The following is a 24733-nucleotide window of genomic DNA, read 5'->3' on the forward strand; positions in this document are numbered from 1 at the left end:
GCGATCACATCACGTGCATATGCATCCGCACGGCCAGATTGCCCAGAATCCAAACTGTTCCCCCGATGATGATCAGCAGAACAAGGGTTGAGAACAGGATCAGATCCAGATCCTCGCGGCTGCTGCGGCGGCGGTCGATATGCAGGAAATAGACCAGCTGAACCACCAGTTGCGCCAGCCCCAGAAGCCCTATGGTCAGGTACACGCCGCGTTTTTCGATTCCAAACACATAGGCGATCCCGAAAACCACAAGTGTAAGCAGCAACGATCCGCCATAGCCGATCACATAGCGGCGGCGCTCGCGGCGGTGCATTTCCGAGCTGTTATCCATAAGCCAGACCTCCGAAATACACGATGGTGATGATGCCGATCCAGATCAGATCGAGGAAGTGCCAGAACAGGGCCAACCGCACCATGCGCGACATCAGCAAATCGGTTAGGCCCATCATGCGCAGTTGAATGCCCAGCACGATCAACCAAATACACCCCGCCGCCACATGCAGCCCGTGCAAGGGCACCAGCCCATAGAACGCCGACAAAAAGCCGCTGCGTTGGGGGATACCACCCTGCGCAGCCATGTTGACGAAATCGCGGATCTCAAGAACCAGAAAGCTGATCCCCAGCACCAGCGTCACCCCGAACCACAACACGATACGCGGGCGCGGCAGGTTGTATTTCAACGCCAGCATCGCCAGCCCAACCGTCAGGCTGGAGGTCAGCAGGATCATGGTCTGCGCAAAGATGCTTTTCAGATCAAACAGCTCATGCGGGCCAGGCCCACCAGCCTGCGCGTCGATCATGGTGATATAGACGCCGAACATCAGGCCGAAATAGACCAGATCGCTCATCAAAAAGACCCAGAAACCGAAGGTGACCACCTCGGTTGCCTTGTCGGCACTGGCGTGGTTTTCGCCCAGGTTGATCCCTGGATAACTGTGCGAAGGCGCGCGCTTCATGTCACGGCCTCCATATCCGGTCGGGCGAGGCCCTGGTTTTCCGGGGCTGTTTCATGGTCGCGATCCACCGCTTGCGCGCTGTGCACCAGCGCCAACCAGGCCTCATGATCTTTGCGGACTTCTTCGGCGGGGATGATCTCTTCGGTGTTGGTGTCAAAGCTCCAAAGGATAACGGCCAGCAGCATCGCAAGCGTCATCAGCGCGGCCAGCCACCAGATCCACCAGACCAGTGCAAACATCCAGACGCCGCTGAACACACACAGCAGGAACCCGATGCCGGTATTGCGCCGCATCTCGATATCTTCATAAGAGTCGGGCGTTGGATAGGCCTGCCCGCGTTCCTTGGCGGCGGCGAAATCATCGCGATCCGTGACCTGCGGGATGATCGCAAAGTTATATTCGGGCGGAGGGGACGGGATCGACCATTCCAGCGTGCGCCCGTCCCAGGGGTCGCCCACAGGAACGCGCGCGCTGTCGCGATCACGGATGCTGACCCAAAGCTGCATCAGGATCGACAGCAACGCCCCCAGAATTACCAGTGCGCCGATGACAGCCACAATCATATAGGGGTGGAAACTGGGATCCTCCCAACTGAAAGAGCGGCGCGGCATACCCATCAGGCCCACGAAATAAAGCGGCAGGAAGGTCAGCATGAAGCCAACGGTCCAAAGCGCCACGCTGATGCGCCCCCAGCTTTCGTTCAGGCGGAAGCCAAAGGCCTTTGGGAACCAGTAATTGTAAGCCGCCAGCAACCCGAACAACACGCCGGGCAGCAACACATTATGGAAATGGGCCACCAGAAACAGGGTGTTGTGTACCTGATAATCAACGGTCGGATTGGCCAGGATCACACCGCTCAGCCCACCGATCACAAACAGCATCAGGAAGGCCAGACCATAGAGCATGGGTACCGAGAACCGGATCCGCCCGCGCCAGAGCGTGGCCATCCAGTCATAGACCTTTACCCCGGTCGGAATGGCAATCAGCATCGTTGCGATGCCAAACACCGCATTGATCAGGGCGCTTTGGCCCATGGTAAAGAAATGGTGCAGCCAGACGGTAAAGGACAGGATCGCAATCGACATGGTGGCAATCACCAACGAATTGTATCCATAGAGCCGTTTTGCCGAGAAGGTGGCGAAAATCTCGGAATAGATGCCATAGGCGGGCAGCACCAGCAAATAAACCTCGGGGTGGCCGAACAGCCAGAACAGGTTGGCATAGTTCATCATGTTGCCGCCCAGATCATTGGTGAAAAAGTGGAAATCCAGATACCTGTCAGCGGCCAGCAACAGCGCGGCCACCCCCAAAGGCGGCATCGCAAAGATGATCAGGATCGAGCTGCAAATAATCGTCCAGCAATACATCGGCAGACGCGTGAACTTCATCCCCGGTGCGCGCAGCTTATAGATCGTCACTGCAAAATTGATCCCCGTCAGGGTGGTGCCTATCCCCGAGACGACAATGGCCCAGATCCAGTAATCTGGCCCCACACCCGGATTAAACGCAGCACCGGTGAAGGGCGGATAGGCTGTCCACCCGCCGGTCGAGAACTCGCCCACCACCAAAGACACCATCAGCATCATGCCCGCCGAAACCGTCAGGCCCAGCCCGATCTGGTTCATCACCGGAAAGGCCACATCACGCGCGCCGATCATCAACGGCACAACATAGTTCGCCACCCCAAAGACAAAGGGAACGGCAACAAAGAAGACCATGATGGTGCCATGGGTGCTAAAGAGCTCGGCGAAATGTTCCGCCTCAAGGAATCCGTCGCCGGGCCCCGCGGCTTGTTGGGCTCGCATTACCACGCCTTCCAGCACACCGCGCGCCAGCATCACGATGGCAAAGACGATATACATGATACCGATCTTCTTGTGATCCACACTGGTCAGCCAATCGCGCCACAATGGACCCCAGAGGCGGAACCAGGACAAAAGCCCAACGACAGCCACCACGCCGACAACAACAATCGCAGCGGCGGCGTTGGCGACGATCTCATTGGCGCCGGGGTTCTGGATTAAACCAGCAATCGGAAACGCATCCCAGTTCAGCCGCCCAAAGAAACCAATGTCGGTAGAGGTCATTGGCCAAACTCCGTCGTGCCCGGTTGGTCGGCGACCGCCAAAGGCTCACCACTGTGATACCGGTGCAGAATGCTGTGAAACAGATCGCCTTCTTCCAAGGTGAAATACAGCGCGTTCAGTGGCATCTGTGCAGTGCCCAATGCTTTTTGTGCCTCATCCCGGTCCGTCCGCATGGCCAGAGTGCGATAGGTCTGATCGGTCAGCGGAATTCCATTTGCGCGCACACTTTCGACCCATGCGTTGAAATCCTCGGGCTGCATAGCCTGGGTTAGAAACTTCTGCTTGGTAAAGCCGCGCCCGTTATATTGCGTGTTTTCACCTTGCATGGTCTTGGGCGTATCGGCGACCAGGTGCAATTGCGTGGTCATGCCCGGCATCGCATAGATCTGACCGGCAAGGGCCGGGATCATAAAGGATTGCATAACCGTATCGGTGGTGAGTGTCATCGCCACCTGTTGCTTGATCGGGATGCCCAGCTCTCCGACACTGGCGATGCCCAGATCGGGATAGATGAACAGCCATTTCCAATCGAGGCCAACCACCTGCACCCTCAGCGCAGGTTCTTCCCCGAACGACGCGCTGTAGGGGTCCAGCCGATGGGTTGCCTTCCACAGGTAAAAGGACAAAATCGCCACGATCACCACCGGCACGCCCCACATCAGGTATTCCAGCCGCGCCGAGAAATCCCATTCTGGCCGATAGGCAGCCCCGCTGTTTTTCCGGCGACGGTACCGCAACGCAATCAGAGGCACGCAAACCAGAACGGGTATAACGGCAATCAGGATCAGCGCTGTGGCACGCAGCAGATGGGTTTTCTGGACCGCAGCAATCGGGCCTTGTGGGTCCATGAAACTGTCGCTGGCCAAAGCCAATTGCACCGAAGAGAAGACGATAAGTAGGCTCGCAGCAAGCACCCCAAAGGCAGGACTTTTCCGGAAATACACCACGCCTGCGCGCCTCTCTTACCTTCTCAAAATCACTGCAACTATCGGCAGAGTTTCGGATTTTCTCAAGGCTTTTCGCGCCGGGTCCGGATGTGTTGACATCACATTCGATGTAACCGCATTTTTCGGGTATGCGTTTGGGCCTTTTCTTTTTGTCTTTGATCTTGTGGGCAAGCTGCGCTGCCGCTCAGGATCGCGCGGCGATTGAACGTCAGTTTCAAACCTGGCTGCAAGAGGAGGTGTGGCCCCGCGCAAAGGAAAAAGGCGTGTCGCGGCGTACCATGGAGCAAGCCTTTGACGGGGTGACGTTGAACTGGAAACTGCCGGATCTGGTTCCACCCGGCACGCAAGCCAAACCCTCTGAACAGTCGCAGGCCGAGTTCGGCTCGCCCGGGCGCTATTTCAATGCCAACACGGTGCAAGGCACGACTGCGGTAGGGCGGAAGATGGCGAAGCGTCATGCATCCGTTCTGGCGCGTGTCGAGGCGGACACCGGCGTACCCGCGCGTATCCTGTTGGCGATCTGGGGCCGTGAAAGCGGATATGGGCAAGTGTCGATCCCTCATGACGCCTTTCGCGTGCTGGGCACCAAAGGGTTCATGAGTACGCGGGCCGCGTATTTCAATACCGAATTGATTGCAGCCCTTCAAATCGCCGAAGCAGGGCATGTGGACCCGCGCAACATGAAAAGCAGTTGGGCGGGTGCTTTGGGCCAGCCACAGTTCATGCCATCGAATGTGCTGGCTTATGCGGTTGACGGCAATGGCGATCGTCGCGCCGATATCTGGGGCTCGGCCGAGGATACACTCGCCTCGATTGGAAATTACCTGAAACAACACGGCTGGGTTACCGGGCGCGACTGGGGGTTCGAAGTTGTCGTGCCCGCCTCCCTGTCTTGTGCGCTGGAAGGGCCAGACCAGGGGCGGAGCATTCAGGAATGGGTCGATCTGGGCGTCACACGCATCTCGGGCCGCCCGTTTCCGCCGCATGAGCTGCGGGGGGAGGGATTCTTGATGATGCCTGCCGGTCGCAATGGACCTGCATTTGTGGTCACGCCGAATTTCTACGTTCTGAAAGACTATAATTTCAGCGACCTCTATGCGCTGTTTGTGGGCCATGTCGGGGACCGGATTCAATATGGCGTTGGTGATTTCAAAGCCGGTTGGGCGGCTGTTGGGGGGCTCGACCGGTCCGATGTTGCGGCAATGCAGTTGGCTCTAGAGCAAATGGGCCATGATGTTGGCGGTGTCGACGGCCTGGCGGGTTACAAAACGCGCCGTTCGATAGGACGCTGGCAAGAGGCAGTGGGCGAACAGCCTACATGTTTTCCCGAAGCTGAAATGAAGAGAAAGCTAAAGCCTTGAAGCTACCCGCCAGTGGGTAGAATCAAGCCGGGACCGAAGGATTTTTCGGGAAAACCAAGGCAACAATTCCATTAAACCCAAAGAACGGTGCGCAAATCAGCCGCGCATCGTTCTCATTTCGGAAACAGTATTCCATTCTGCCTTACGCATAGGGACAGGAACGAGTGTATTTGAAGGGGGGAAACTGGTCTCTTTGTTCACCGTAAACGACCCGCCTTTGACAGGCTGCCAAGCCACTCATCAGAGGGACGGCCCGAGATCAAAGCGCTGCAAAGTGGTGAAATTTTTGGCAAAACACTGCGTCAAAACCGCTCGGTAAGGGCGAGCCTAAGCGAATACCGATCGATCTCGGAGGGGCAAAGGCTTTGCTTTATACGCCCAAAATCGCGTTTTCACCCTTCGCAGATCAAAGGCGTGGCGGGTCTACAGGTTTTGACTCTTTGTGCCCCGGATGGCAGGATTCGACCACTTGAAGCCTTGGCAGGTCAATCGGATTGAATGCCAAACCTGGCAAGACTAAGAGAACACACCGGCGCACCACATTTTCCGGTTACGAGTGAAATTTGAGAGGTCACATGACACGTAAAGTTACGAAAGCTATTTTCCCCGTTGCCGGGCTTGGAACACGTTTCCTTCCTGCGACAAAGTCGGTGCCAAAAGAGATTATGACACTGGTCGACCGACCGCTGGTTCAATACGCAATTGATGAGGCGCGGGCCGCTGGCATTAAGGAATTCATTTTTGTCACGTCACGCGGCAAGTCCGCGCTTGAAGATTATTTCGATCACAATCTGGTGTTGGAACAAGAGCTGCGCAACAAAGGCAAGGACGCGTTGCTGGACACTTTGGCTGCAACCAACATGGAAAGCGGTGCCATTGCCTATATCCGTCAGCACAAAGCGCTGGGTCTGGGCCATGCGGTCTGGTGCGCCCGTCGCCTGATCGGAAACGAGCCTTTTGCGGTTATGCTGCCTGATGACGTAATCGCAGCGGACAAGCCTTGTCTGCAGCAAATGGTAGAAGCTTATCAAGAGACCGGTGGCAACATGGTGGCAACCATGGAAGTCGCACCCGAAAAGACGAGCGCTTATGGTGTTCTTGATGTCCAAGAGGACATGGGCGCTGTTGTGACCGCCCGCGGCATGGTTGAAAAACCTGCGCCCGAAAAGGCGCCATCGAATCTGGCCGTGATCGGACGGTACATCCTGGCACCTTCCGTCTTGGACAACCTCAATGAAATGAAGGTCGGCAGCGGTGGCGAGATCCAGCTGACCGACGCGATTGCACAGGACATCAAGAATGATGTCTCGGTCTTTGGGTATCGGTTCAAAGGTCAGCGTTTTGATTGCGGCTCAAAATCCGGGTTCCTGCAGGCCACTGTGGCCTTTGCGCTGGCACGGGACGATTTGCGCGAAGACCTGAGCAACTATCTGCATGACATCATTGCCGCAGATCGGGCTGCTCAGTAACGATAGCCTCTTCACCTTTGTTGCAATCATTGCGATATGCTGGTGCCAAAGTCATACAAAGGCAGCAGCATTATGAATAAAGTCTATCCTGTGATCCTGTGCGGTGGCTCTGGCACGCGTTTGTGGCCCCTGTCGCGCAAAAGCTATCCCAAGCAGTTCGTCCCTTTGATCGGAGAGACGAGCCTGCTTCAGGACTGCGCTGACCGGTTACAGGGGCCGACTGAAACGCCGTATGCCAAACCATTGATCCTGACCAACGAAGCGTTTCGCTTTGTGGTGCCAGAACAATTGGCTGCGGTGGGTATTGATCCCGGTCCGGTCCTGATCGAACCGGACGGGCGCAACACGGCACCCGCCGTTCTGGCTGCGGCACTGCATCTGGCGGCCAGCGACCCGGATGGCGTGATGATCGTAGCACCCTCGGATCATGTTGTGCCCGACAAAGCGGCCTTTCATGCGGCCGTGGAAAAGGGTCTGACGGCAATCACCGAGCGCAAGGATCTGGTGACCTTCGGGATCACACCGGATCGCCCGGAAACAGGCTATGGTTATCTGAAACTCAGCCAGAAACCGGATCAATCGGGCCTGCCTGTCGCTTTGGAACAGTTTGTGGAAAAACCGGATCTGGCCGCGGCAGATGCAATGGTGGCCGATGGCAGTTTCTTGTGGAATTCGGGCATCTTCCTGTTTGCCGTGCGCGACATTATCGCAGCGTTCGAAACGCACGCACCGGAACTGATGCAGCCGGTGCGCCAAGCGGTCGAAAAGGCGCAAAGCGATCTGGGCTTTTTGCGCCTGGATCCTGACGCCTGGAGCGGGGTCCAGGATATCTCGATCGACTATGCGGTCATGGAGAAAGCCGGCAACCTCAGCGTTGTACCCTACGCGTCAGGCTGGTCCGATGTGGGCAGTTGGTCTGCGGTGCAAGAGCTTAGCAATCCCGACGCAAACGGCGTGGCTACAACCGGTGAGGTCACGACAATCGACTGTCAGAACGTCCTCGTCCGCTCGGAATCTCCGGCGCAAGAGGTTGTTGCGATGGGGCTTGAGAACGTGATCACCGTCGCCATGCCCGATGCGGTGCTGGTGGCCAGCATGGACAAGGCGCAGGATGTTAAACAGGCGGTCGCCGCGCTGAAAGCCAAAGGCGCCAAACAGGCCGAACAATTGCCGGTGGATCACCGACCCTGGGGCTGGTTCGAAAGCCTGGTGATCGGTGACCGGTTTCAGGTCAAACGCATTCATGTGCATCCCGGTGCCGCGCTGAGCCTGCAATCGCATCACCACCGTTCTGAACATTGGATCGTGGTGGAAGGCACAGCAAAGGTCACCATTGACGAAGAGGTCAAGCTGGTCTCGGAAAACCAGTCGGTTTATATCCCGCTGGGCGCGGTTCACCGGATGGAGAACCCAGGCAAAGTGCCCATGGTACTGATCGAGGTTCAGACCGGTGCCTATCTGGGCGAAGATGATATCGTCCGCTACGAAGACATCTACGCACGCAGTTAAAACGCGGGCAGGAGCCTTGGCCCCTGCCCCAAACAGCGGCTCAAACCTTTCCAAATCCAAATCCGGGCGTTCGGCCTGGTCAGGCGGGATTCATGCGCGTCACGGCAGTGTGGCGCGCAATCAGCGCCGGACCGACAGCCACAGGAGGATGCCCGATGTCGCAAAACTCACCCCGTTTGAAACTGCCGTTTCTTCAACCGTCACAGGCCCAGAAACACGTCACCCATAACGAGGCCCTGCGCGAGCTGGATCTGGTGGTGCAGTTGAGCTTAGTCACGATGAACGCAGCAACGCCCCCTGCGGTGCCGTCCCAGGGCGACATTCATGCCTTGGGCGCGGCACCCACAGCGGAATGGGCCGGTCACGGTGGCGAGCTTGCCGCGTGGTTGGATAATGCCTGGCATTTTGTAACGCCCGCCCAAGGCTGGCGCGCCTGGGATCAAGCCGCGGGTCAGTTGAAGGTTTGGGATGGCAGCGCGTGGATCGATCCGCCGCTTTCGACGCAAAACCTGCCCGGTGTTGGGATCGCGACCACTTCTGACAGCACAAACCGCCTGTCGGTGCGTGGCCCGGCCACATTGCTGAGCCATGATGGGGCAGGACATCAGCTGAAGATCAACAAGGCAGGCGCAGGCGATACCGCATCGCTGTTGTTTCAATCGAACTGGACCGGCCATGCCGAAATGGGTCTGGCGGGCAATACCGGGTTTTCGATCAAAGTGTCTGCTGATGGCAGCACCTGGAATGATGCGCTGGCGTTCGACCCGGCGACGGGCGTTGCCAGCGGGACGGCGGTGCAAAGCAGCGCCGACGACACCACTACAGGGCGTCTGATGCGGGCCGATTACGGCTATGGTCCCGGCAATCTTTTGGGCACGGTCTCGGAAAGCGGCGGCACGCCCGCAGGCGCGGTGATTGAGCGCGGGTCGAACGCCAACGGAGACTATGTGCGTTTTGCCGATGGAACGCAGATCTGCACGGTGACGCTTTCGGCGGTTGACTGCACCAATGCCACCGGCGCGCTGTTTGCCAGCGCCGTGTTCACCTGGGATTTCCCAATGGGTTTCGCCACAAGCGCCACCCCTGCCGTCAGCGGTGCGGCTGGTGCAGCGAGCCGTTTTCTGGGCCTCGACGCGCCATCTGGCACGCAAGCCAGCGGTCAAGTCCTGTCGGCGGTATCAGACCCGACCCAGCTGGCCCCCACTCTGGTGGCTATTGGTCGCTGGGTCTGAGCCAGGCTTTTCAGGCGGTTACTTGGACCGGATCTCGGTATCCGCCTGATCGAGGAACCAGGCATAGGTTTCGCGAATACCGTCCTCAAGACCAATACCCGCGCGCCAACCCATATCGGCCAGGCGCGATACGTCCATCAGCTTGCGCAGGGTGCCGTCGGGCTTGCTGACATCCTGCGCGATACGGCCCGTAAATCCGGTGGTCTTCGCCACCATCGCCGCCAGCTCTGCGATTGAGACATCCTGACCGCAACCCACGTTGATATGGCTCAGCATCGGTTCGGTGTTGGCCTCGTAAACATCACGCGGCAGATCCAGCACGAACAAAGACGCCTCGGCCATGTCGTCCACATGCAGGAACTCGCGCCGGGGTTTGCCAGTGCCCCAGATCACCACCTCTTCCAGCCCATCACGCTGCGCTTCGTGGAAACGGCGGATCAGAGCGGGCAGAACATGGCTGTTTTCTGGGTGGAAGTTGTCACCTGGGCCATAAAGGTTGGTCGGCATGACCGAGCGGTAGTCGACCCCGTGCTGCCGGTTATAGCTTTCACACAGTTTGATCCCGGCGATTTTCGCGACTGCATAGGGCTCATTCGTAGGCTCCAGCACACCGGTCAACAGCGCATCTTCGCGCATCGGCTGTGGCACCGCACGCGGATAGATGCACGAGCTACCCAGTTGCAGCAGATGTTTGACCCCAGCGTCAAAGGCCTGATGGATCACGTTACATTCGATCATCAGGTTGTCGTAGATGAAATCCGCAGGATAGGTGTTGTTGGCATGAATGCCGCCCACCTTGGCAGCCGCCAGTATGACCACATCGGGGTGTTCCGCCTGCATGAAATTGCGCACCTGCGCCTGGCTGGTCAGATCCAGCTCGGCATGGGTGCGTGTGATCAGCTCCAACGCCTCACCTTCGGCCTGACGTGCTTGCAAACGACGCAAGATCGCGCCACCCACCATGCCGCGATGGCCTGCTACATAGATCTTGCGCATCGCAAACCCCTCCTCAGCCGTTTTCCAGGCTGACCGGCAGGTCGAACCCGTGCTCTTTCAGCAGCGCGTGGCGTTTGGCGGTTTTCAGATCTTCGACCACCATCTCGGCGCACATCTCTTGCACGGTCAGTTCCGGAACCCAGCCCAGCTTGGCCTTGGCGTTGCTGGGATCACCCAGAAGCGTCTCAACTTCGGCAGGGCGGAAATACTGGGGGTCGATGCGCATGACCACGTCGCCCACCTTCAGCGCCGGAGCATTGTCGCCCTCAATCGCGGTCACGGTGGCGATTTCATCAACGCCGGAACCGGAGAATTCCAGCGTCACGCCCAGTTCGGCTGCGGACCATTCAATGAACTGACGCACGGAGTATTGCACTCCAGTCGCGATGACAAAATCTTCGGGTGTGTCCTGCTGCAGCATCATCCACTGCATCCGCACATAATCCTTGGCATGGCCCCAATCGCGCAGGCTGTCGATATTGCCCATATAAAGACAACTCTCAAGCCCCTGGGCGATATTGGCCAAGCCACGCGTGATCTTGCGGGTTACGAAGGTTTCCCCCCGACGCGGGCTTTCGTGGTTAAACAGGATGCCGTTGCAGGCATACATGCCATAGGCCTCGCGGTAGTTTACCGTGATCCAATAGGAATAGAGCTTGGCCACAGCATAAGGCGAGCGCGGGTGAAACGGTGTGGTTTCCCGCTGCGGGGTTTCTTGTACTAGGCCATAAAGCTCGGACGTTGAGGCCTGATAGAACCGGGTCTTTTTCTCAAGCCCCAGAAACCGGATTGCTTCCAGCAGGCGCAAAGTCCCGATGGCATCAACATCGGCGGTGTATTCGGGCGATTCAAAGCTGACCGCCACATGCGATTGCGCGCCAAGGTTATAAACCTCGTCGGGCTGAACCTCCTGAATGATGCGCGTCAGGTTCGACGTATCGCTCAGATCACCATAATGCAGACGCAGCTTTGGGTTTGGCTCGTGCGGATCCTGATAGATATGGTCGATCCGTTGCGTGTTGAACGAAGACGCTCGCCGTTTGATCCCGTGCACCTCATATCCCTTGGCCAGCAGAAATTCGGCGAGATACGAGCCGTCCTGACCGGTAATGCCGGTGATCAATGCTGTCTTGGTCATAGATGTGTCCTATTCGATGCTAAATCCGTCTTTGTCGCCCAAAAACAGGATCATTGCGCCGAATGCAACCCAACCTGAGCGTCAGGCATTGAATCCGGCGGAACTTTCCCCGAGTGTGTGCCCGCCAGCATCGGTATTGAGTAACAAAGGATATTAACGAATGCGTATTGCGATGATCGGCACCGGTTATGTCGGCCTGGTGTCGGGAGTGTGTTTTTCAGATTTTGGCCATGACGTCATTTGTGTCGACAAGGCCGCCAGCAAGATCGAGATGCTGCAATCCGGTGAGGTTCCGATTTTTGAGCCGGGACTGGATGTGTTGATGGCCAAGAACGTGGCTGCGGGTCGGCTGAGCTTTACCACAGATCTGGCCGCTGCGGTGGATGGGGCCGACGCGGTGTTCATCGCGGTCGGAACGCCCACGCGGCGCGGGGATGGTCACGCAGATCTGACCTATGTGATGGCCGCCGCCGAGGAAATTGCACATGCGCTGACCGACTACACTGTTGTCGTGACCAAATCGACAGTACCGGTGGGTACCAACCGTCAAGTGCATCAGGTGATCTCGGCAGCGAATCCCAATGCCGCTTTTGATGTGGCCTCTAACCCGGAATTTCTGCGTGAAGGCGCGGCGATTGACGATTTCATGCGCCCCGACCGTGTCGTTGTCGGGGTCGAAAACGACCGGGCCGCAGATGTCATGGCCGAGATCTACCGCCCGCTCTACCTGCGCGACTTCCCGATCCTGACCACCGATCTGGAAAGCGCCGAGATGATCAAATACGCGGCCAACGCCTTTCTGGCGACCAAGATCACCTTCATCAACGAAATCGCTGGGCTCTGCGAACGGGTTGGTGCCGATGTGAAAGAAGTGTCGCGCGGCATGGGCCTGGATGGGCGGATCGGCAACAAATTCCTGCATGCCGGCCCCGGCTATGGTGGGTCGTGTTTCCCCAAGGACACCGCTGCTTTGGCCCGGATCGGGCAGGACCATGCGCACCCGATGCAGATCACCGAAACCGTCATGCGGGTGAATGATGAGGTCAAAAAGCGGATGATCGAAAAGATCCGCGAGGCCTGCAACGACAGTTTCAACGGTAAGACCATCACCATTCTGGGTGTGACCTTCAAACCCAATACCGATGACATGCGCGAGGCGCCATCGTTGTCAATCGTCCCTGCCCTGATCGGTGGCGGCGCTCAAGTCCGCGTGGTTGATCCGCAAGGCCGCGCCGAAGGCGAAGAGCTGTTGCCGGGCGTACATTGGGCCGATGATCCCTATCAAGCCGCCAAGGATGCCGACGCTGTGGTCTTGCTCACCGAATGGAACGAATTCCGTGCGCTCAACCTTGCCGATCTGGCACAAGCAATGAAAACCCCCCGCATGGTCGATTTGCGCAACATCTACTCGAAACGTTCAGCGCTGAAATCCGGGTTCGAGACTTATGTAGGGGTTGGGCGGTAACGTTTGAGCAAAAGGGAAGAAAAGGTCCGGGGACACCCGTGATCTGTTTTTGAGAAAGCATGGAACGGCAGCAAAACACCGATGTTTCCGCAGGGCCCGCGACAGGCGGGTGCCAATGCGGCGCGGTCAGGTATTCCATAGGTCGACTGGGGAAAGCATCGATCTGCCATTGTCGCATGTGTCAAAAAGCCTTTGGCAGTTTTTTCGCGCCACTTGTCGAAGCCTATGACGTGAGCTGGACACGCGGAGAACGATCCATTTTCCACAGTTCGACGACCAATTGGCGGGGCTTTTGCGATAAATGCGGCACGCCACTGACCTATGAATTTAATGGCGGGCTTGAGATCGCGATTGGAACGTTCGACGATCCCGACCGCGCGTCACCGGTCGTCCAGGTCAATGCGAAGTACAAACGGCACTGTTTCGATAGTTTGGCGGACCTGCCGGAAAAGCCACCCGACCAACAAGAAGCAGACGAGGTTTGGAACGAATCGGTACGATCCAACCAGCATCCCGATCACGATACGTAAGAACGGCGAACACCCGGCCCGTCACAAAGCCGCCGTCCACACCCTATATCGTCCCTGGCCGGTGACCTCGCGGATCAAGCCGCGTTCGGTGAAGAGGATCAGGTTGCGTTGTACGGCTGCGCGTGAGGCTTCGGTCAGCCGTTCCGCCAAGGGGGCCGAGACCATGGGCGACGCGGTCAGGACTTCGATCAACCGCGGTGGGGTGCGGCCGCTCAGATCTGTCGTGGCGTCCCGCGTGCGGGTGTCCCAGGCGCTGACGCGGTCCAGATGCAGCAGGGCGGCCAGAGCGGACTGCCCACCTGCACCAACTTCGAACGCGGCGTTAAAGTTGAAATCGGCATTCTGGGCGGTGATCGTGCTACCTCTTTCGACCCGAATCGAAGTGAACCCGGTCACATCGCGCTATTAACTGTCAGATAATCGTCATCCAGCGCCGTCAAAGATTTCCAGACGAATCTTTCCGTACGCCTGTTTACAGATCAATAACGGCCGCTTGGTCGGCCATCATTCGTGAGCGGGAGGCTGTGCGGCCAAAACCAATGGCCGCGCAAAAGGCACCCAACTTCAAAGGATGACCGCTCGTTTCGTTGTTTGCCTTTCGGCACATTCTGGAAACGCCGAGGCTCTTGTTGGTGCGGCTCGCCGAGCGTCAATACTCATAAAAAAGAACCTGAAAACATCTGCTTCGGCGCGCCTGTCCCGTGACTAGCAGCGCCAAGCAGAGTTCATCAGAAGGAAAACTGGGGGATCGTGGAAAATCGGCGGATCCGGATGGGGGATCGTGGAATACTAGGGCTGGAACGTCATCATCTTCGATGCAAGGCGCCATTCCTTCATGGTCACGGCGCGCCAGGACCATATGAACTGGAAAAAGCTATAGCGCCGACCGGCACGCGTCATAACATACCGCCCATCCTGACGCTTGATGATCTTGTCGTCGGCAAGCTTTGATATCTGTTTGTGGATGACACAATAGGAAAACCCGGTGCGTTCGGCTGCCTCGCGGATCGTTATCCCGTGCGGGCCTGCTTCCCATTCTATGATCACGTAAGCAGCGATATACGAGTACTCCATCTTCACAAGACGGGCCGTTCTATCCAAAGACAACAAAAACATCAGGTAATCGCGCCAGGACCGATGCCCACTGGTTGCTTTGAAGAACTTGTACAGAAATTTACGAATATCCGGGCGGATGTTTCGCTGCCACAACCGCATTCTGCGCATGAACATGACCTTCCCATGCGTCGTAAGCGTGAATCCTGCAATCGAATGTTCAAATTCCCCGGCCTGCACCCCGCGCTTTACATGATCGCGGATAATAGCCCGGTCCATCCGCGAAGCGTGCGCCAAGCCCAAGATTGTCCAAGGCCCGTCAGAAAACACCGCCAGGTAGATTTCGATGATACATTTGTTCCGGGGAAAACCAGTTTTGGTCAGGGCCGCGATGAGTTCAAGGCCGATGAGTTCCAACCGATGCCGGCGAGTGGTCTGCGCGAATTCCAAGTTTGACTTCTGTTCGATGAGTGTGGGCGCGTGTTCGCGAAAGTCGCGATCAATTTTTCAGAGAATTACTGCACCTGCTGCACTCGTCTTATTGATGGAACCACGGCGTGGGAGGGTGTAAAAGTTGACTATGAAAAACCTAAAAGACGTTCAAGTCTTTGAAAGGCGCAAGGCCCTTCATCACGGCTTTGTGTGGTCTTGAAGACGACCGCTTCTTAATCCGCAAACCGATCTCGAACCTTGACAAGCTGTTGATTGCGCGCTGACGAAGCGGCATGATCTGCGGTGCGCGCCGCTCTGTGACTCACAACAAGAGCGTTTTACGCTATTCCCGATTTTGACGACAACAACCCGTCGCGATCAAGCATTATCGGCCCTGTCCTTTTGACAGCTATGCCGATGCCAGCCGTTCCATCGCGTTTGCGAGAGGCATTGCGCGAACACCTCCCTGCCCCGGCACCTCTTTGCTATCTGCATAGACCAGGATGCGTTCTGAGACGTCTAGTTCTTCGGTCGCGATGTGAAACCCACGTGTTACCTTTGCCGATGTCGTCCGCTTGATCTCGATCGCCCAAAGGGCGCCTCGGGGAAGTCTCAGCATCAGATCCACCTCTGCCCCTGCTGAAGACCGATAGAAGTTTGCTTCAGTTCCGCGTGGAGCTGCCGCGATCAGGTTTTCGATACAGAAACCTTCCCAACTGCCACCGACAACCGGATGCCCAAGAAGGTCTTCTTGCGTTTCGATCCCAAGAAGCGCGTGGGCAAGCCCGGAATCGCGAATATAGACTTTTGGTGACTTGACCAATCGTTTCCCGGCATTCGAGTGCCAAGGCGGCAAGCGACGCACCAGCATCAGATCGACCAGCAGGTCAAGATAGCGCGCAACGCTCTGGCCAGAGACACCGAGGTTGCCCGCTAGTTTCGCGGCGTTGAGCAACCCGCCCTGCTCGTGCGCGAGCATTGTCCAGAACCGGCGCAATGTTTCTGCAGGAATACGCAAGCCGAAAGACGGGACATCGCGTTCAAGATAGGTGCGGATGAAGTCTTCGCGCCACGACAGACTCGTTTGATCATTCCTTGTCAGGAAACTGTCCGGGAACCCGCCACGTAACCAGAGTGCAGAGATCGCGTCCGCTCCGATTTCGGACACGGTGAAAGGCGTCAGCTCGTGATAGCTTACCCGCCCCGCCAGCGATTCCGCGCTTTGGTGCAAAAGCGTGTTTGAAGCTGACCCCAACAGCAGGAATTGCCCAGTCCGGTGCCCTTGTCTTCTCCGCCGGTCAATTTGGCCGCGCAAAGCCTTGAACAAACCTGGCATGAGCTGAACTTCATCGATCACCACCAGACGTCCAACTTGTTCGTCGAGATAAAGGTCAGGCTCTTCAAGCACCTGCCGGTCGCCCGCTCGCTCCATATCAAGGTATATAGCGTCACGGCTTTCAGCGATATCCTGCGCAAGCGTTGTCTTCCCAACTTGCCTCGGACCAAGCAGAACGACACCTGCCTGGTTCTCCAGCGAGTTTTCAACTGATTTCCTATCGCTGCGCTTAATCATACCTTGTAATTATTCCATCATATGGAAGATTTGCAAGGTTAAATTCGGCGACTACACGCTGCCGCAACAAGGGGGCGCTCAACTCGTGCTGGCACTTGTTCGAACTATGGGCAACAAAAGCTGCCTTGCGCGAATTGATCAACGGTTGTGGCGACTTGCTTTTTTCAGCTTTCAGTTCTGCAAAATCAACCAAAGATCGCCTGGTTTGAAAGCCAGCAGTGCCAGGGGTGGTCTTCATCGCAAACGACCATCCTGCGCGCGGCTACATCATCTACCGGTCCGCTTGCGCAACGCAAACCGACCGGTAGGAATTTTGAAAACACCAGACGATCAGGCGTTGCCGACGTTGGCTCGGTCTTTTTTCTTCAAGAGGGTCATCGCAATCGGGACGATGATGATCGTCAGAAGAATGATAGACAGAACCAAAGACACCGGACGCTGCCAGAAGAGGTTCATGGTTCCCTGCGAAATGATGTAGGTTTGCAGGAAAGTTTCTTCTGCCATTGAGCCCAACACCAGAGCCAAGACGGTCGCTGCAGGTGAATAGCCATAGCTTTTCATCGCAAAGCCGACCAAGCCGCTGAGCACAAGAATCCAGGTCTCGATGATGCTCGCGTTGATCGCATAGGCACCGATGATACACAGCAATACGATGACGGGCACCACGTTGACATAAGGAATGTCCAGGAACTTTACGAAAAGCGGGATGGCGAAAATGCTCATCGCGATCAGGATCATATTGCCCAGATACATGCTGGCAATCAGTCCCCAGACGAATTCCGGGTCGTTGACGATCAGCAACGGACCGGGCTGCAAGCCCCACATCAGGAACGCGCCAAGCAGAACCGCGGTCGCGCCAGAGCCGGGAATACCCAGCGACAGAAGTGGAACCATAGCGCCAGCAGACGCCGCGTTGTTTGCAGCTTCAGGCGCAACCAGCCCACGCATTTCACCTTTGCCGAATTTCTCGGGATCTTTGGCGACTTTCTTTTCGACCGAATACCCGATGATCGACCCAAGCGTAGCGCCCGATCCCGGCAGCACCCCAGCGATGAAGCCGATGGCCGATCCACGCCAGAATGTCCAACGCGACTCGTAGTAGTCTTGTTTGTTGGGCCAAAACTCCTTGTCGCGAAAGCTGACCCGAAGCCGTTTTGCAGGTTGCCGGTGCTGGCCATTGAGGATGCAATGCAGCAACTCGCCAATACCGAAAAGACCGATGGCAACGGCGACAAAATAGACACCGCCAATCAGCTCTGCTGATCCAAAGGTATAGCGTTGCTGGCCGCTCATGACGTCAACGCCAACTGTACCGATGGCAAAACCAATCAGGGCAGAGATAAAGCCTTTGAACTTGTTGTCTCCCATCATGGTGGTCAGCATGAGCAAACCGACCGCGATGATCAGGAAGTATTCGGACGGTCCAAAAGAGGCAGCAAAATTGGCAAGCGACGGCGCCAACGCTGTGATGAGGATAACGCCGATGGTTCCACCAAAGAAAGATGCAATGGCCTGCATTACAAGCGCGGGCCCCGCGCGGCCCTTTTGGGCGAGTGGATAGCCATCAATCGTTGATGCAACGGTCGCCGATTCACCGGGAGTATTGATCAGGATCGACGTGATCGTGCCCCCGTACATCGAGCCATAGTAGATACCCGCGAGCATGATGATCGCGATAGTGGGCGTCAGCCCGAACGTCATAGGAATAAGCACTGCGATCCCAGCGGCCGGACCGAAGCCCGGAAAGAGACCGACGATCATTCCAAGGAACGCGCCGATGACAAGAAAAAGAAAGCCCTCTGGCGAAGCAGCGACGCTTAATCCAAGCGAGAGGTTTGCAGCGATTTCAGCAAGCATGTGATTGGTCCTCTGTCATTCGTTGTGGCGCGTCAGAAGCCAAACGGACTTGTGGGCAAGGAGGCGTTCAACAGGATCTTGAACAGCCCGTACAAAAACGCAGGCAGAGCGATGCTGTAGATCACATTGCTGATGACCTGTTTGCGGTTGAACGTGAAAAGGAAGACAAGCATGAAGATGACCATTGCAAGGAACGCACCAACAGGCTTCATGATCGCGACCATTGCGCAGATGTATATGAAGACAATGAACACATCGCGGCCAAATGCTTGACCACCATCGATGCCATGGGCATCCACACCCAGCGCGTCGGCCTTGGCTTCGGTTTCAGGATCAGCTTGATGCGAAGGAACAACGCCCGAGCGCACTTGCTCTTGCTCCTCGCGCCAGTCTCCCCACAGGTTGATTGCGCAGGAAATGACCATCAACACGCCAATTACGAGAGGGAAGAACCCTGCGGCGGGCCTGCCGGATGAGGTCAAAAGCGTTAATGTGTTGATGCCGTAGAGTGTATAGCCGACAGCCAAAACAAGCAGTCCAGCGGCGAACCACTTTTTCATCGGATCTCCCCCCTTTCCGATTGGAGTTAGACAGCAAACGGGCGCCCCCGAGGGAGCGCCCGCGATTGTACATTGATTATTCCTGGATTGCGCCGATTTCGACCAGAGTCGCGCGGTACTTGGTGCTGGTGTCTTCCAGGTAGGCTGCGAACTCGTCGCCCCAGATCGGGTTGCCGGACATACCGTTCTTGACCAGGTACTCTTCCCATTCAGGAGTATCGATCACTTTTTTCAGCGTTTCGATCCACCAGTCCTGCACAGCCGGGTCCAGATCGTTGGGCATAACAACGCCGCGCGGCAGCGAGAAACTGAAATCGTAGCCCAGTTCCATAAAGGTCGGAACGTCGGGGTTGTTGGTGCTGCGGGCTGTGTCTGAAAACGCCAGCGCCTTCAAAGTTCCGGCTTCAAGTTGCCCTGAAACTTCGGACGGGTTGGCGACAACCGCGTCAACACTGCCGGACGTCAGCGCGGTAACAAGTTCACCGCCCGAGCCGATCGGGACATACTCAAATTCGATACCAGCTGCATTTGCGAAAAGCGCGGCGGTTACACGCTCGGGTCCGGCCGAGCCACTGCCCGCGATGGTCACGCGACCTGCCTTTGCCGCGTCGACAAACGCTCCGACGTCACCGAAATCCGAGTCAGAGCGGACAACCAGCAACATTGCGTCACTTGCAAGCAGGCCGATTGGCGTGAAGTCAGCAAAGGTCCAATCAGTGTCGGCCACCAAAGGTGTTCCGATAAAGTTGCCGCTGGTGGACGTCAGGCGATACGGATCACCTGCTTTGCCTGCGACATAGCTGAAGCCAACGGCACCACTGCCACCTTCGCGGTTTTCGACAACGATGTCGTTATCGAACAGCTCGTATTTGCGCAGAATGTCGACAACGGTGCGCGACATACGGTCGTTACCGCCGCCCGGACCAAATGCAATTGTATAGGTCAGACGCTCGGACGGATAGTCCTCCGCAACCGCCGGCATCGCAAAAACGGCCGATGCGGCAGCTGCTGCAAGCATAGTAAAAGTTCTTCGCATGATCATATGGTGTCCTCCCTTTGACCACATTGCTTTTTACGATCTGATAGTGCAATATTCACATGGATTGCACGTTGTCAAACATAAAAGCATAAATATTAAAGATCAGTCTTGTTATGTTAAGACCAGTGAACTGGTAATATGTTGTAATATATTATATAAATTCAAAGACTGCCTGCTCAACAAGATACAAAATAGTTTTTTATTATTGTAATATGCAAAAAATCTAAGTAAGAGCTGGCCAACAACCGTTTATCTAAGCGAATAGCCCCCGGGAGGAAGAGAAATGAAGATTATGACCTTGCCATGCGACGGGATTGGCCCAGAAATCATGGCCGCGACCTTGGAAGTTGTTGAAGCTGCCAACAACCGCTTCGGCTTGGGTCTGACATTTCACGAGGAAGAATCGGGCTTTGTCAGCCTGAAAAAGCACGGCATCACGCTGCGAGAAGAGGTATTGGACCGGGCGCGGACCGAGTTTGACGGCGTGATTCTCGGCACCCAGTCCCACATGGACTATCCGCCAGTGGTCGAGGGCGGGCGCAACGTGTCCGCTGGCTTTCGAATTGGGTTGGACCTGTATGCAAACGTCCGCCCGGCGCGCAGCCGCGACTTCTTGCCGAACAAGGCCGAAGGCATGGATCTGGTCATCATGCGCGAAGCGACGGAAGGGTTCTATCCGGACCGCAACATGTACAAAGGCGTCGGCGAGATGATGCCGGACCCGGACATGGCTCTTTCGGTGCGCAAAATCACCCGTCACGGATCAATGCGGATTTGCCGCGAAGCCTTTAAACTGGCGATGCAGCGCGACAAGAAAGTCGCGGCGATTCACAAAGCAAACTCGTTCCTGATGACCGATGGTCTGTTCCTTGAATGCTTCCGCGAGGTTGCAAAGGATTATCCCGAGGTTGAAACGGAAGAGCTGATTGTTGACGCGTTTGCCGCGCTGTTGGTCCGCCAGCCGCAGAAATACGACGTCGTTGTCGCAACCAATTTCTACGGTGACATCCTTTCTGACCTGGCTTCCGAGCTTTCCGGCTCGCTTGGGCTTGCAGGGTCCATCAACGCGAACGCGGAAACCGGCCTTTGCTGTGCGCAGGCGCAACATGGTTCGGCGCCTGATATTGCCGGGCAGAATATCGCAAACCCCACATCGCTTATCCTGTCCGCTGCCATGATGTTGATCTGGCTGGGCGAGCAGCGCGGCGTTCAAAAGCTGATGGACGCGGGGCAGGCAATTGCTGACGCGGTTGACGTAGTCATCGACGACCCGGCCAAACGCACCCGAGATCTTGGTGGAACGGTGAACACCGACGCATTCGGAACGCTGGTCGCTCAGGAAGTCGCCAAGGTTGCCGTAGCGGCTTGATTACTCCCTCCCAGCAGGGCATTGCCCTGTACGTCTGGTGGCGTCGTCCCGTGACGGCGTCACCTCTCTATAAGTGAGGTTGCGATGAAACAGATGCCTCGATTGGCTTTGATACACGCCACCCGCGTCGCGATAGACCCAATCGAAACCGCTGCTCGGGACTTGTGGCCAGAGGCCGAGACGGTCACGATTCTGGAAGAAGGCCTGTCTGCTGATCGCCAGAAAAGTGACGAGCTTTCCCTGGATCTTTGGGACAGGATCGTCGGCCTTGCGCAATACGCGGAAAACCTGGGCGCAAGCGGAATCCTGTTCACCTGTTCGGCGTTTGGCCAGGCGATTGAAGATGCCGCAGATGGCGCAAGAGTTCCGGTCATGAAGCCTAACGAAGCGATGTTTGATGCGGCCTTTGCCCATGGTGACAACATCGCGATGATTTACACTTTCGAGCCCGCAGCACCCGGCATGAAAGAAGAATTCAAAGAAGCGGCGGCGGCGCGTGGCAGTTCAGCGCGTCTTTCCACCTACTTCGCCGAAGGTGCGCTGGACGCCAAACGTGCAGGCGACGACGCGACACATAACCGTCTGATTGCAGAGACGGCACAAAAGATCACCGGTGCCGATGCCATACTGCTGGCTCAGTTTTCGATGGCCGGTGCAGCCGACGAAGTGCGCGACGTGACCGATGTGCCGGTTTTGACAAGCCCCGAGGCCGCGATTGCCGAAATAAAACGGCGGGTCGAAACTCAAAAAGGCGAGGCATAAAATGCTGGTAGGCGTGATTGCAGATGATTTCACCGGAGCCAGTGATATCGCGAACACTCTGGCAAAGGGGTTCGCCCCAGAGGGCGGATTGTATACGGCACAGTTTTCGGGCGTGCCAACCGGCCCTGCACCGAAACATGTCGAAGCAGGTGTAATCTCGCTGAAAAGCCGCACCGCACCGATATCCGAAGCCGTAAGCGATAGCCTTGCGGCATTGCGCTGGTTGCGTGACCAGGGATGCCGCCAGTTCATCTTCAAATACTGTTCGACATTCGACTCGACAAAAGAAGGTAATATCGGCCCGGTCGCAGAGGCGTTGGCGGACGAACTGGACGCAAGTGGTGTTGTGTTCTGCCCGGCTTTTCCCACAGCTGGGCGCACGATCTATCAGGGTCATCTCTTTGTGAATGACCGTCTGTTGAATGAGTCCGGTTTGGAAAACCATCCGCTCACCCCGATGACTGATGCCAATATTCGCCGCTGGCTGGGGCATCAAACCAACGAAAAAGTCGGCTTGGTTCCAATGTCAGTTGTTCGTCAGGGGCCAAACGCGGTAAAAGCCGCCATCGAAGATGCAGAAGAACGGTTTCTGATTGCAGACGCCATATCAGACGAAGACCTGTTGGCTCTGGGCGAAGCTTTGCGTTGCGCTCCGTTAATCACCGGGGGGTCGGGGATTGCTTTGGGTCTGCCAAGAAACTTTGACCGGGCATCCGCCAGAAAGGGCCAACCATCTGGGTTTCAAGGCGTTTCGGGCCCCGAGGCTATTTTGGCCGGTTCTTGTTCTGGTGCCACTCGTGGTCAGGTTGATCTGCACGCGAAATCGCACCCGTCGCTGGCCATTGATGTCCCCGCGGTAATGGCCGGTGAAGTGACGCGCAAAACGCTGGTCGATTTCTATCAAGAGAATGCCGGGCAAAAGCCGCTGGCCTATTCGTCGGGCACGCCTGACGAAGTCCACGCGCTGCAAGCGCGGTTCGGTCGCGAAAAGGTTGCCGCCAAATTGGATGCCTTGTTTGCGGATACGGCGCGGGATCTGGTTGAATTGGGCTATCGCAGGATCGTTGTCGCGGGCGGCGAAACTTCGGGAGCCGTTGCGCAATCGGTTACAAACGCGCTGCAAGCACCTGCAATGACTATTGGGCCAGAAATTGATCCAGGCGTTCCTGTCCTGACATTGGGCCAGGACACGCCATTGGCGCTCGCGTTGAAATCCGGCAATTTCGGAGCACCGGATTTCTTTTCCAAGGCCCTGCGCGTTATGGAGACAGGTGCATGACCGAAGCAGACCTTCGTCAACAAATGTCCGATCTTTGCCGTTCGCTTTATGAACGGGGCTTTTCGGTTGGAACGGCGGGAAATGTTTCCGCCAAACTGCCGGACGGCATTCTGATGACACCGACCAATGCCACTTTGGGCAGCATCGAGCCTGAGCGGATCGCCAAAATTGACCTAAATGGCGTCCATGTCGATGGCGACAAACCCACCAAAGAAGTGTTTTTACATCAGGCCTTTTATGAAACGCGCCCCGACGCAGGTGCCGTTGTGCATCTACACTCTACCTGGGCCACTGCTTTGTCCTGCTTGTCGGACACCGATCCGGACGACTGTATCCCACCGCTGACACCTTACGTGGTGATGCGTGTTGGGCCCGTCAAAATGGTTCCCTATGTCAAACCAGGAGATCCTAGATCGGGTGATCTGATACGCGACCTCAAGGGCAGATATGGCGCGGTTCTCTTGGCAAATCATGGTCCAGTCGTTTCGGGCAAAGACCTGTTTTCTGCGGTCTGCGCCGCTGAAGAACTGGAAGAGACCGCAAAGCTTCTTGTGGCGCTGCGGGGGTTGCCCACACGGTTCCTGTCAGAAGCTGACGTGAGCGAATTAAAACAAACGTTTGGAAGGATCTGACCCATGAAAACCGCTGATCTGATTGATCACCACGCCGCAGACCTGACGTTGGTGCATTTACCGTTCCGTCAGTTTGGAACAAAGCCGTTCTTTGCCGCTCAGGTGCAGACGGTCAAATGCTTCGAGGACAACACCGAAGTGCGCGCGCAGCTTGAACAACCGGGCGAAGGTCGTGTGCTGGTGGTCGATGGCGGAGGCTCTACCCGCATCGCCTTGCTGGGGGACATTCTGGCAGAACTGGCAATCGAAAATGGCTGGGCGGGTTTGATCCTGAATGCTTCAATCCGCGATAGCGCCGAGGTCAATCAGATGGACACGTTGGTCTTTGCGCTGGCAACCAGCCCGGTGAAAAGCGCCAAAGCCGGATGGGGCAAGGTCGGCGAACCCGTCTCGTTCGGGGGGGTCAAGTTCACGCCTGGAGATTGGGTTTATGGCGATGCAGACGGTGTTTTGCACAGCCACAAAAAACTGATCTGACCGTTGCCGG

The 24733-nt window shown here is 56.7% G+C and carries 25 protein-coding genes; 12 read left to right on the forward strand and 13 right to left on the reverse strand.

Annotation, left to right across the window (positions count from 1 at the left end):
• Positions 1 to 4: 4 nt before the first annotated feature.
• The 4 genes from GOV38_RS18195 to GOV38_RS18210 are packed head-to-tail and all read right to left on the reverse strand — an operon-like array spanning position 5 to position 3891.
• Positions 5 to 331 carry a cytochrome o ubiquinol/quinol oxidase subunit IV gene (locus GOV38_RS18195; RefSeq protein WP_254430464.1) on the reverse strand — a complete coding sequence of 109 codons (327 nt, stop codon included), beginning with the start codon at positions 329 to 331 and terminating at the stop codon, positions 5 to 7.
• Positions 324 to 956: a cytochrome c oxidase subunit 3 gene (locus tag GOV38_RS18200; RefSeq protein WP_171132799.1), complete on the reverse strand. Its 633-nt coding sequence runs from the start codon at positions 954 to 956 to the stop codon at positions 324 to 326. Before GOV38_RS18200 ends, GOV38_RS18195 begins: the two co-directional genes overlap by 8 nt.
• Positions 953 to 3043, reverse strand: coding sequence for a cbb3-type cytochrome c oxidase subunit I (locus GOV38_RS18205; RefSeq protein ID WP_171208109.1), 2091 nt, complete (start codon positions 3041 to 3043; stop codon positions 953 to 955). Before GOV38_RS18205 ends, GOV38_RS18200 begins: the two co-directional genes overlap by 4 nt.
• Entirely contained in the window at positions 3040 to 3891 is an 852-nt protein-coding gene (locus GOV38_RS18210; RefSeq protein WP_171208110.1) for a cytochrome ubiquinol oxidase subunit II, read from the reverse strand. The genes GOV38_RS18205 and GOV38_RS18210 overlap by 4 nt, the downstream gene beginning before the upstream one ends.
• Here GOV38_RS18210 and GOV38_RS18215 point away from each other — a divergent pair.
• The 5 genes from GOV38_RS18215 to GOV38_RS18235 all read left to right on the forward strand — a co-directional run bounded on the left by GOV38_RS18215 (position 3890) and on the right by GOV38_RS18235 (position 9561).
• Positions 3890 to 4195, forward strand: coding sequence for a hypothetical protein (locus tag GOV38_RS18215; protein WP_171208111.1), 306 nt, complete (start codon positions 3890 to 3892; stop codon positions 4193 to 4195). The two genes, GOV38_RS18210 and GOV38_RS18215, sit on opposite strands and share 2 nt — an antisense overlap.
• Complete coding sequence (locus GOV38_RS18220) at positions 4119 to 5351, forward strand: lytic murein transglycosylase (RefSeq protein ID WP_171208112.1); 1233 nt, start codon at positions 4119 to 4121, stop codon at positions 5349 to 5351. Before GOV38_RS18215 ends, GOV38_RS18220 begins: the two co-directional genes overlap by 77 nt.
• 575 nt (positions 5352 to 5926) lie before the next feature.
• Complete coding sequence (galU, locus tag GOV38_RS18225) at positions 5927 to 6820, forward strand: UTP--glucose-1-phosphate uridylyltransferase GalU (RefSeq protein ID WP_171208113.1); 894 nt, start codon at positions 5927 to 5929, stop codon at positions 6818 to 6820.
• Positions 6821 to 6892: 72 nt separating this feature from the next.
• Positions 6893 to 8329 carry a mannose-1-phosphate guanylyltransferase/mannose-6-phosphate isomerase gene (locus GOV38_RS18230; RefSeq protein ID WP_171208114.1) on the forward strand — a complete coding sequence of 479 codons (1437 nt, stop codon included), beginning with the start codon at positions 6893 to 6895 and terminating at the stop codon, positions 8327 to 8329.
• 155 nt (positions 8330 to 8484) lie between these two features.
• Positions 8485 to 9561, forward strand: a complete 1077-nt coding sequence (locus GOV38_RS18235; protein ID WP_171208115.1) for a DUF2793 domain-containing protein — start codon at positions 8485 to 8487, stop codon at positions 9559 to 9561.
• Between the two features lie 18 nt (positions 9562 to 9579).
• Here the strand turns inward: GOV38_RS18235 and GOV38_RS18240 are convergent, their stop codons facing one another.
• Both GOV38_RS18240 and gmd read right to left on the reverse strand, forming a co-directional pair.
• A complete protein-coding gene (locus tag GOV38_RS18240; protein WP_171208116.1) occupies positions 9580 to 10557 on the reverse strand; it encodes a GDP-L-fucose synthase in 978 nt (325 codons plus the stop codon).
• A 13-nt stretch (positions 10558 to 10570) separates the two neighbouring features.
• Positions 10571 to 11695, reverse strand: a complete 1125-nt coding sequence (gene gmd / locus GOV38_RS18245) for a GDP-mannose 4,6-dehydratase (protein ID WP_171132806.1) — start codon at positions 11693 to 11695, stop codon at positions 10571 to 10573.
• Positions 11696 to 11855: 160 nt separating this feature from the next.
• Between gmd and GOV38_RS18250 the strand changes: the two genes are divergently transcribed.
• Positions 11856 to 13160, forward strand: a complete 1305-nt coding sequence (locus GOV38_RS18250) for a UDP-glucose/GDP-mannose dehydrogenase family protein (RefSeq protein ID WP_171103050.1) — start codon at positions 11856 to 11858, stop codon at positions 13158 to 13160.
• A 59-nt stretch (positions 13161 to 13219) separates the two neighbouring features.
• Complete coding sequence (locus GOV38_RS18255) at positions 13220 to 13690, forward strand: GFA family protein (protein ID WP_171208117.1); 471 nt, start codon at positions 13220 to 13222, stop codon at positions 13688 to 13690.
• A gap of 21 nt (positions 13691 to 13711) precedes the next feature.
• Here GOV38_RS18255 and GOV38_RS18260 read toward each other — a convergent pair whose 3' ends face one another.
• The 7 genes from GOV38_RS18260 to GOV38_RS18290 form a co-directional block, all read right to left on the reverse strand.
• Entirely contained in the window at positions 13712 to 14086 is a 375-nt protein-coding gene (locus GOV38_RS18260; protein ID WP_371808498.1) for a helix-turn-helix domain-containing protein, read from the reverse strand.
• Between the two features lie 393 nt (positions 14087 to 14479).
• Positions 14480 to 15193 carry a hypothetical protein gene (locus tag GOV38_RS18265; RefSeq protein ID WP_171208118.1) on the reverse strand — a complete coding sequence of 238 codons (714 nt, stop codon included), beginning with the start codon at positions 15191 to 15193 and terminating at the stop codon, positions 14480 to 14482.
• A 391-nt stretch (positions 15194 to 15584) separates the two neighbouring features.
• Complete coding sequence (locus tag GOV38_RS18270; protein WP_171208119.1) at positions 15585 to 16748, reverse strand: ATP-binding protein; 1164 nt, start codon at positions 16746 to 16748, stop codon at positions 15585 to 15587.
• Entirely contained in the window at positions 16741 to 16986 is a 246-nt protein-coding gene (locus GOV38_RS18275) for a hypothetical protein (RefSeq protein WP_171208120.1), read from the reverse strand. Before GOV38_RS18275 ends, GOV38_RS18270 begins: the two co-directional genes overlap by 8 nt.
• A 92-nt stretch (positions 16987 to 17078) precedes the next feature.
• Positions 17079 to 18605: a tripartite tricarboxylate transporter permease gene (locus GOV38_RS18280; protein ID WP_171132808.1), complete on the reverse strand. Its 1527-nt coding sequence runs from the start codon at positions 18603 to 18605 to the stop codon at positions 17079 to 17081.
• A gap of 32 nt (positions 18606 to 18637) precedes the next feature.
• A complete protein-coding gene (locus tag GOV38_RS18285) occupies positions 18638 to 19165 on the reverse strand; it encodes a tripartite tricarboxylate transporter TctB family protein (RefSeq protein ID WP_171132809.1) in 528 nt (175 codons plus the stop codon).
• A gap of 76 nt (positions 19166 to 19241) precedes the next feature.
• Complete coding sequence (locus tag GOV38_RS18290; protein WP_171208121.1) at positions 19242 to 20183, reverse strand: tripartite tricarboxylate transporter substrate binding protein; 942 nt, start codon at positions 20181 to 20183, stop codon at positions 19242 to 19244.
• 304 nt (positions 20184 to 20487) lie between these two features.
• On the opposite strand from GOV38_RS18290, the gene GOV38_RS18295 reads away from it, so the two are divergent.
• The 5 genes from GOV38_RS18295 to rraA all read left to right on the forward strand — a co-directional run bounded on the left by GOV38_RS18295 (position 20488) and on the right by rraA (position 24723).
• Positions 20488 to 21573 (forward strand): isocitrate/isopropylmalate dehydrogenase family protein, encoded by a 1086-nt coding sequence (locus GOV38_RS18295; protein ID WP_171208122.1) that lies wholly within the window; start codon positions 20488 to 20490, stop codon positions 21571 to 21573.
• A gap of 84 nt (positions 21574 to 21657) precedes the next feature.
• Complete coding sequence (locus tag GOV38_RS18300) at positions 21658 to 22335, forward strand: aspartate/glutamate racemase family protein (protein ID WP_171208123.1); 678 nt, start codon at positions 21658 to 21660, stop codon at positions 22333 to 22335.
• Between the two features lies 1 nt (position 22336).
• The gene (gene otnK, locus GOV38_RS18305) at positions 22337 to 23614 is read left to right on the forward strand and encodes a 3-oxo-tetronate kinase (protein WP_171208124.1); all 1278 of its coding nucleotides are present in this window, start codon (positions 22337 to 22339) and stop codon (positions 23612 to 23614) included.
• Positions 23611 to 24246 carry a 3-oxo-tetronate 4-phosphate decarboxylase gene (gene otnC / locus GOV38_RS18310; protein WP_171208125.1) on the forward strand — a complete coding sequence of 212 codons (636 nt, stop codon included), beginning with the start codon at positions 23611 to 23613 and terminating at the stop codon, positions 24244 to 24246. The genes otnK and otnC overlap by 4 nt, the downstream gene beginning before the upstream one ends.
• Positions 24247 to 24249: 3 nt before the next feature.
• A complete protein-coding gene (gene rraA, locus GOV38_RS18315) occupies positions 24250 to 24723 on the forward strand; it encodes a ribonuclease E activity regulator RraA (RefSeq protein ID WP_171208126.1) in 474 nt (157 codons plus the stop codon).
• The last annotated feature ends 10 nt before the right edge of the window (positions 24724 to 24733 follow it).

Origin of the sequence: Ruegeria sp. HKCCA5839 (assembly GCF_013035585.1) — a bacterium.
Taxonomy (GTDB): Bacteria; Pseudomonadota; Alphaproteobacteria; order Rhodobacterales; family Rhodobacteraceae; genus Ruegeria.

What these genes read in the sequence shown, in the direction of transcription:
- GOV38_RS18235 (WP_171208115.1), top strand. Translation starts at nt 8,485, where the DNA reads ATGTCGCAAAACTCACCCCGTTTGAAACTGCCGTTTCTTCAACCGTCA.
- GOV38_RS18255 (WP_171208117.1), top strand. Translation starts at nt 13,220, where the DNA reads ATGGAACGGCAGCAAAACACCGATGTTTCCGCAGGGCCCGCGACAGGC.
- GOV38_RS18210 (WP_171208110.1), bottom strand. Translation starts at nt 3,891, where the DNA reads ATGGACCCACAAGGCCCGATTGCTGCGGTCCAGAAAACCCATCTGCTG.
- GOV38_RS18275 (WP_171208120.1), bottom strand. Translation starts at nt 16,986, where the DNA reads ATGAAGACCACCCCTGGCACTGCTGGCTTTCAAACCAGGCGATCTTTG.
- GOV38_RS18280 (WP_171132808.1), bottom strand. Translation starts at nt 18,605, where the DNA reads ATGCTTGCTGAAATCGCTGCAAACCTCTCGCTTGGATTAAGCGTCGCT.
- GOV38_RS18270 (WP_171208119.1), bottom strand. Translation starts at nt 16,748, where the DNA reads ATGATTAAGCGCAGCGATAGGAAATCAGTTGAAAACTCGCTGGAGAAC.
- otnK (WP_171208124.1), top strand. Translation starts at nt 22,337, where the DNA reads ATGCTGGTAGGCGTGATTGCAGATGATTTCACCGGAGCCAGTGATATC.
- GOV38_RS18195 (WP_254430464.1), bottom strand. Translation starts at nt 331, where the DNA reads ATGGATAACAGCTCGGAAATGCACCGCCGCGAGCGCCGCCGCTATGTG.
- GOV38_RS18250 (WP_171103050.1), top strand. Translation starts at nt 11,856, where the DNA reads ATGCGTATTGCGATGATCGGCACCGGTTATGTCGGCCTGGTGTCGGGA.
- GOV38_RS18295 (WP_171208122.1), top strand. Translation starts at nt 20,488, where the DNA reads ATGAAGATTATGACCTTGCCATGCGACGGGATTGGCCCAGAAATCATG.
- GOV38_RS18215 (WP_171208111.1), top strand. Translation starts at nt 3,890, where the DNA reads ATGAAACTGTCGCTGGCCAAAGCCAATTGCACCGAAGAGAAGACGATA.
- rraA (WP_171208126.1), top strand. Translation starts at nt 24,250, where the DNA reads ATGAAAACCGCTGATCTGATTGATCACCACGCCGCAGACCTGACGTTG.
- GOV38_RS18230 (WP_171208114.1), top strand. Translation starts at nt 6,893, where the DNA reads ATGAATAAAGTCTATCCTGTGATCCTGTGCGGTGGCTCTGGCACGCGT.
- GOV38_RS18285 (WP_171132809.1), bottom strand. Translation starts at nt 19,165, where the DNA reads ATGAAAAAGTGGTTCGCCGCTGGACTGCTTGTTTTGGCTGTCGGCTAT.
- GOV38_RS18290 (WP_171208121.1), bottom strand. Translation starts at nt 20,183, where the DNA reads ATGCTTGCAGCAGCTGCCGCATCGGCCGTTTTTGCGATGCCGGCGGTT.
- GOV38_RS18240 (WP_171208116.1), bottom strand. Translation starts at nt 10,557, where the DNA reads ATGCGCAAGATCTATGTAGCAGGCCATCGCGGCATGGTGGGTGGCGCG.
- GOV38_RS18220 (WP_171208112.1), top strand. Translation starts at nt 4,119, where the DNA reads ATGCGTTTGGGCCTTTTCTTTTTGTCTTTGATCTTGTGGGCAAGCTGC.
- otnC (WP_171208125.1), top strand. Translation starts at nt 23,611, where the DNA reads ATGACCGAAGCAGACCTTCGTCAACAAATGTCCGATCTTTGCCGTTCG.
- GOV38_RS18200 (WP_171132799.1), bottom strand. Translation starts at nt 956, where the DNA reads ATGAAGCGCGCGCCTTCGCACAGTTATCCAGGGATCAACCTGGGCGAA.
- GOV38_RS18300 (WP_171208123.1), top strand. Translation starts at nt 21,658, where the DNA reads ATGAAACAGATGCCTCGATTGGCTTTGATACACGCCACCCGCGTCGCG.
- GOV38_RS18205 (WP_171208109.1), bottom strand. Translation starts at nt 3,043, where the DNA reads ATGACCTCTACCGACATTGGTTTCTTTGGGCGGCTGAACTGGGATGCG.
- galU (WP_171208113.1), top strand. Translation starts at nt 5,927, where the DNA reads ATGACACGTAAAGTTACGAAAGCTATTTTCCCCGTTGCCGGGCTTGGA.
- gmd (WP_171132806.1), bottom strand. Translation starts at nt 11,695, where the DNA reads ATGACCAAGACAGCATTGATCACCGGCATTACCGGTCAGGACGGCTCG.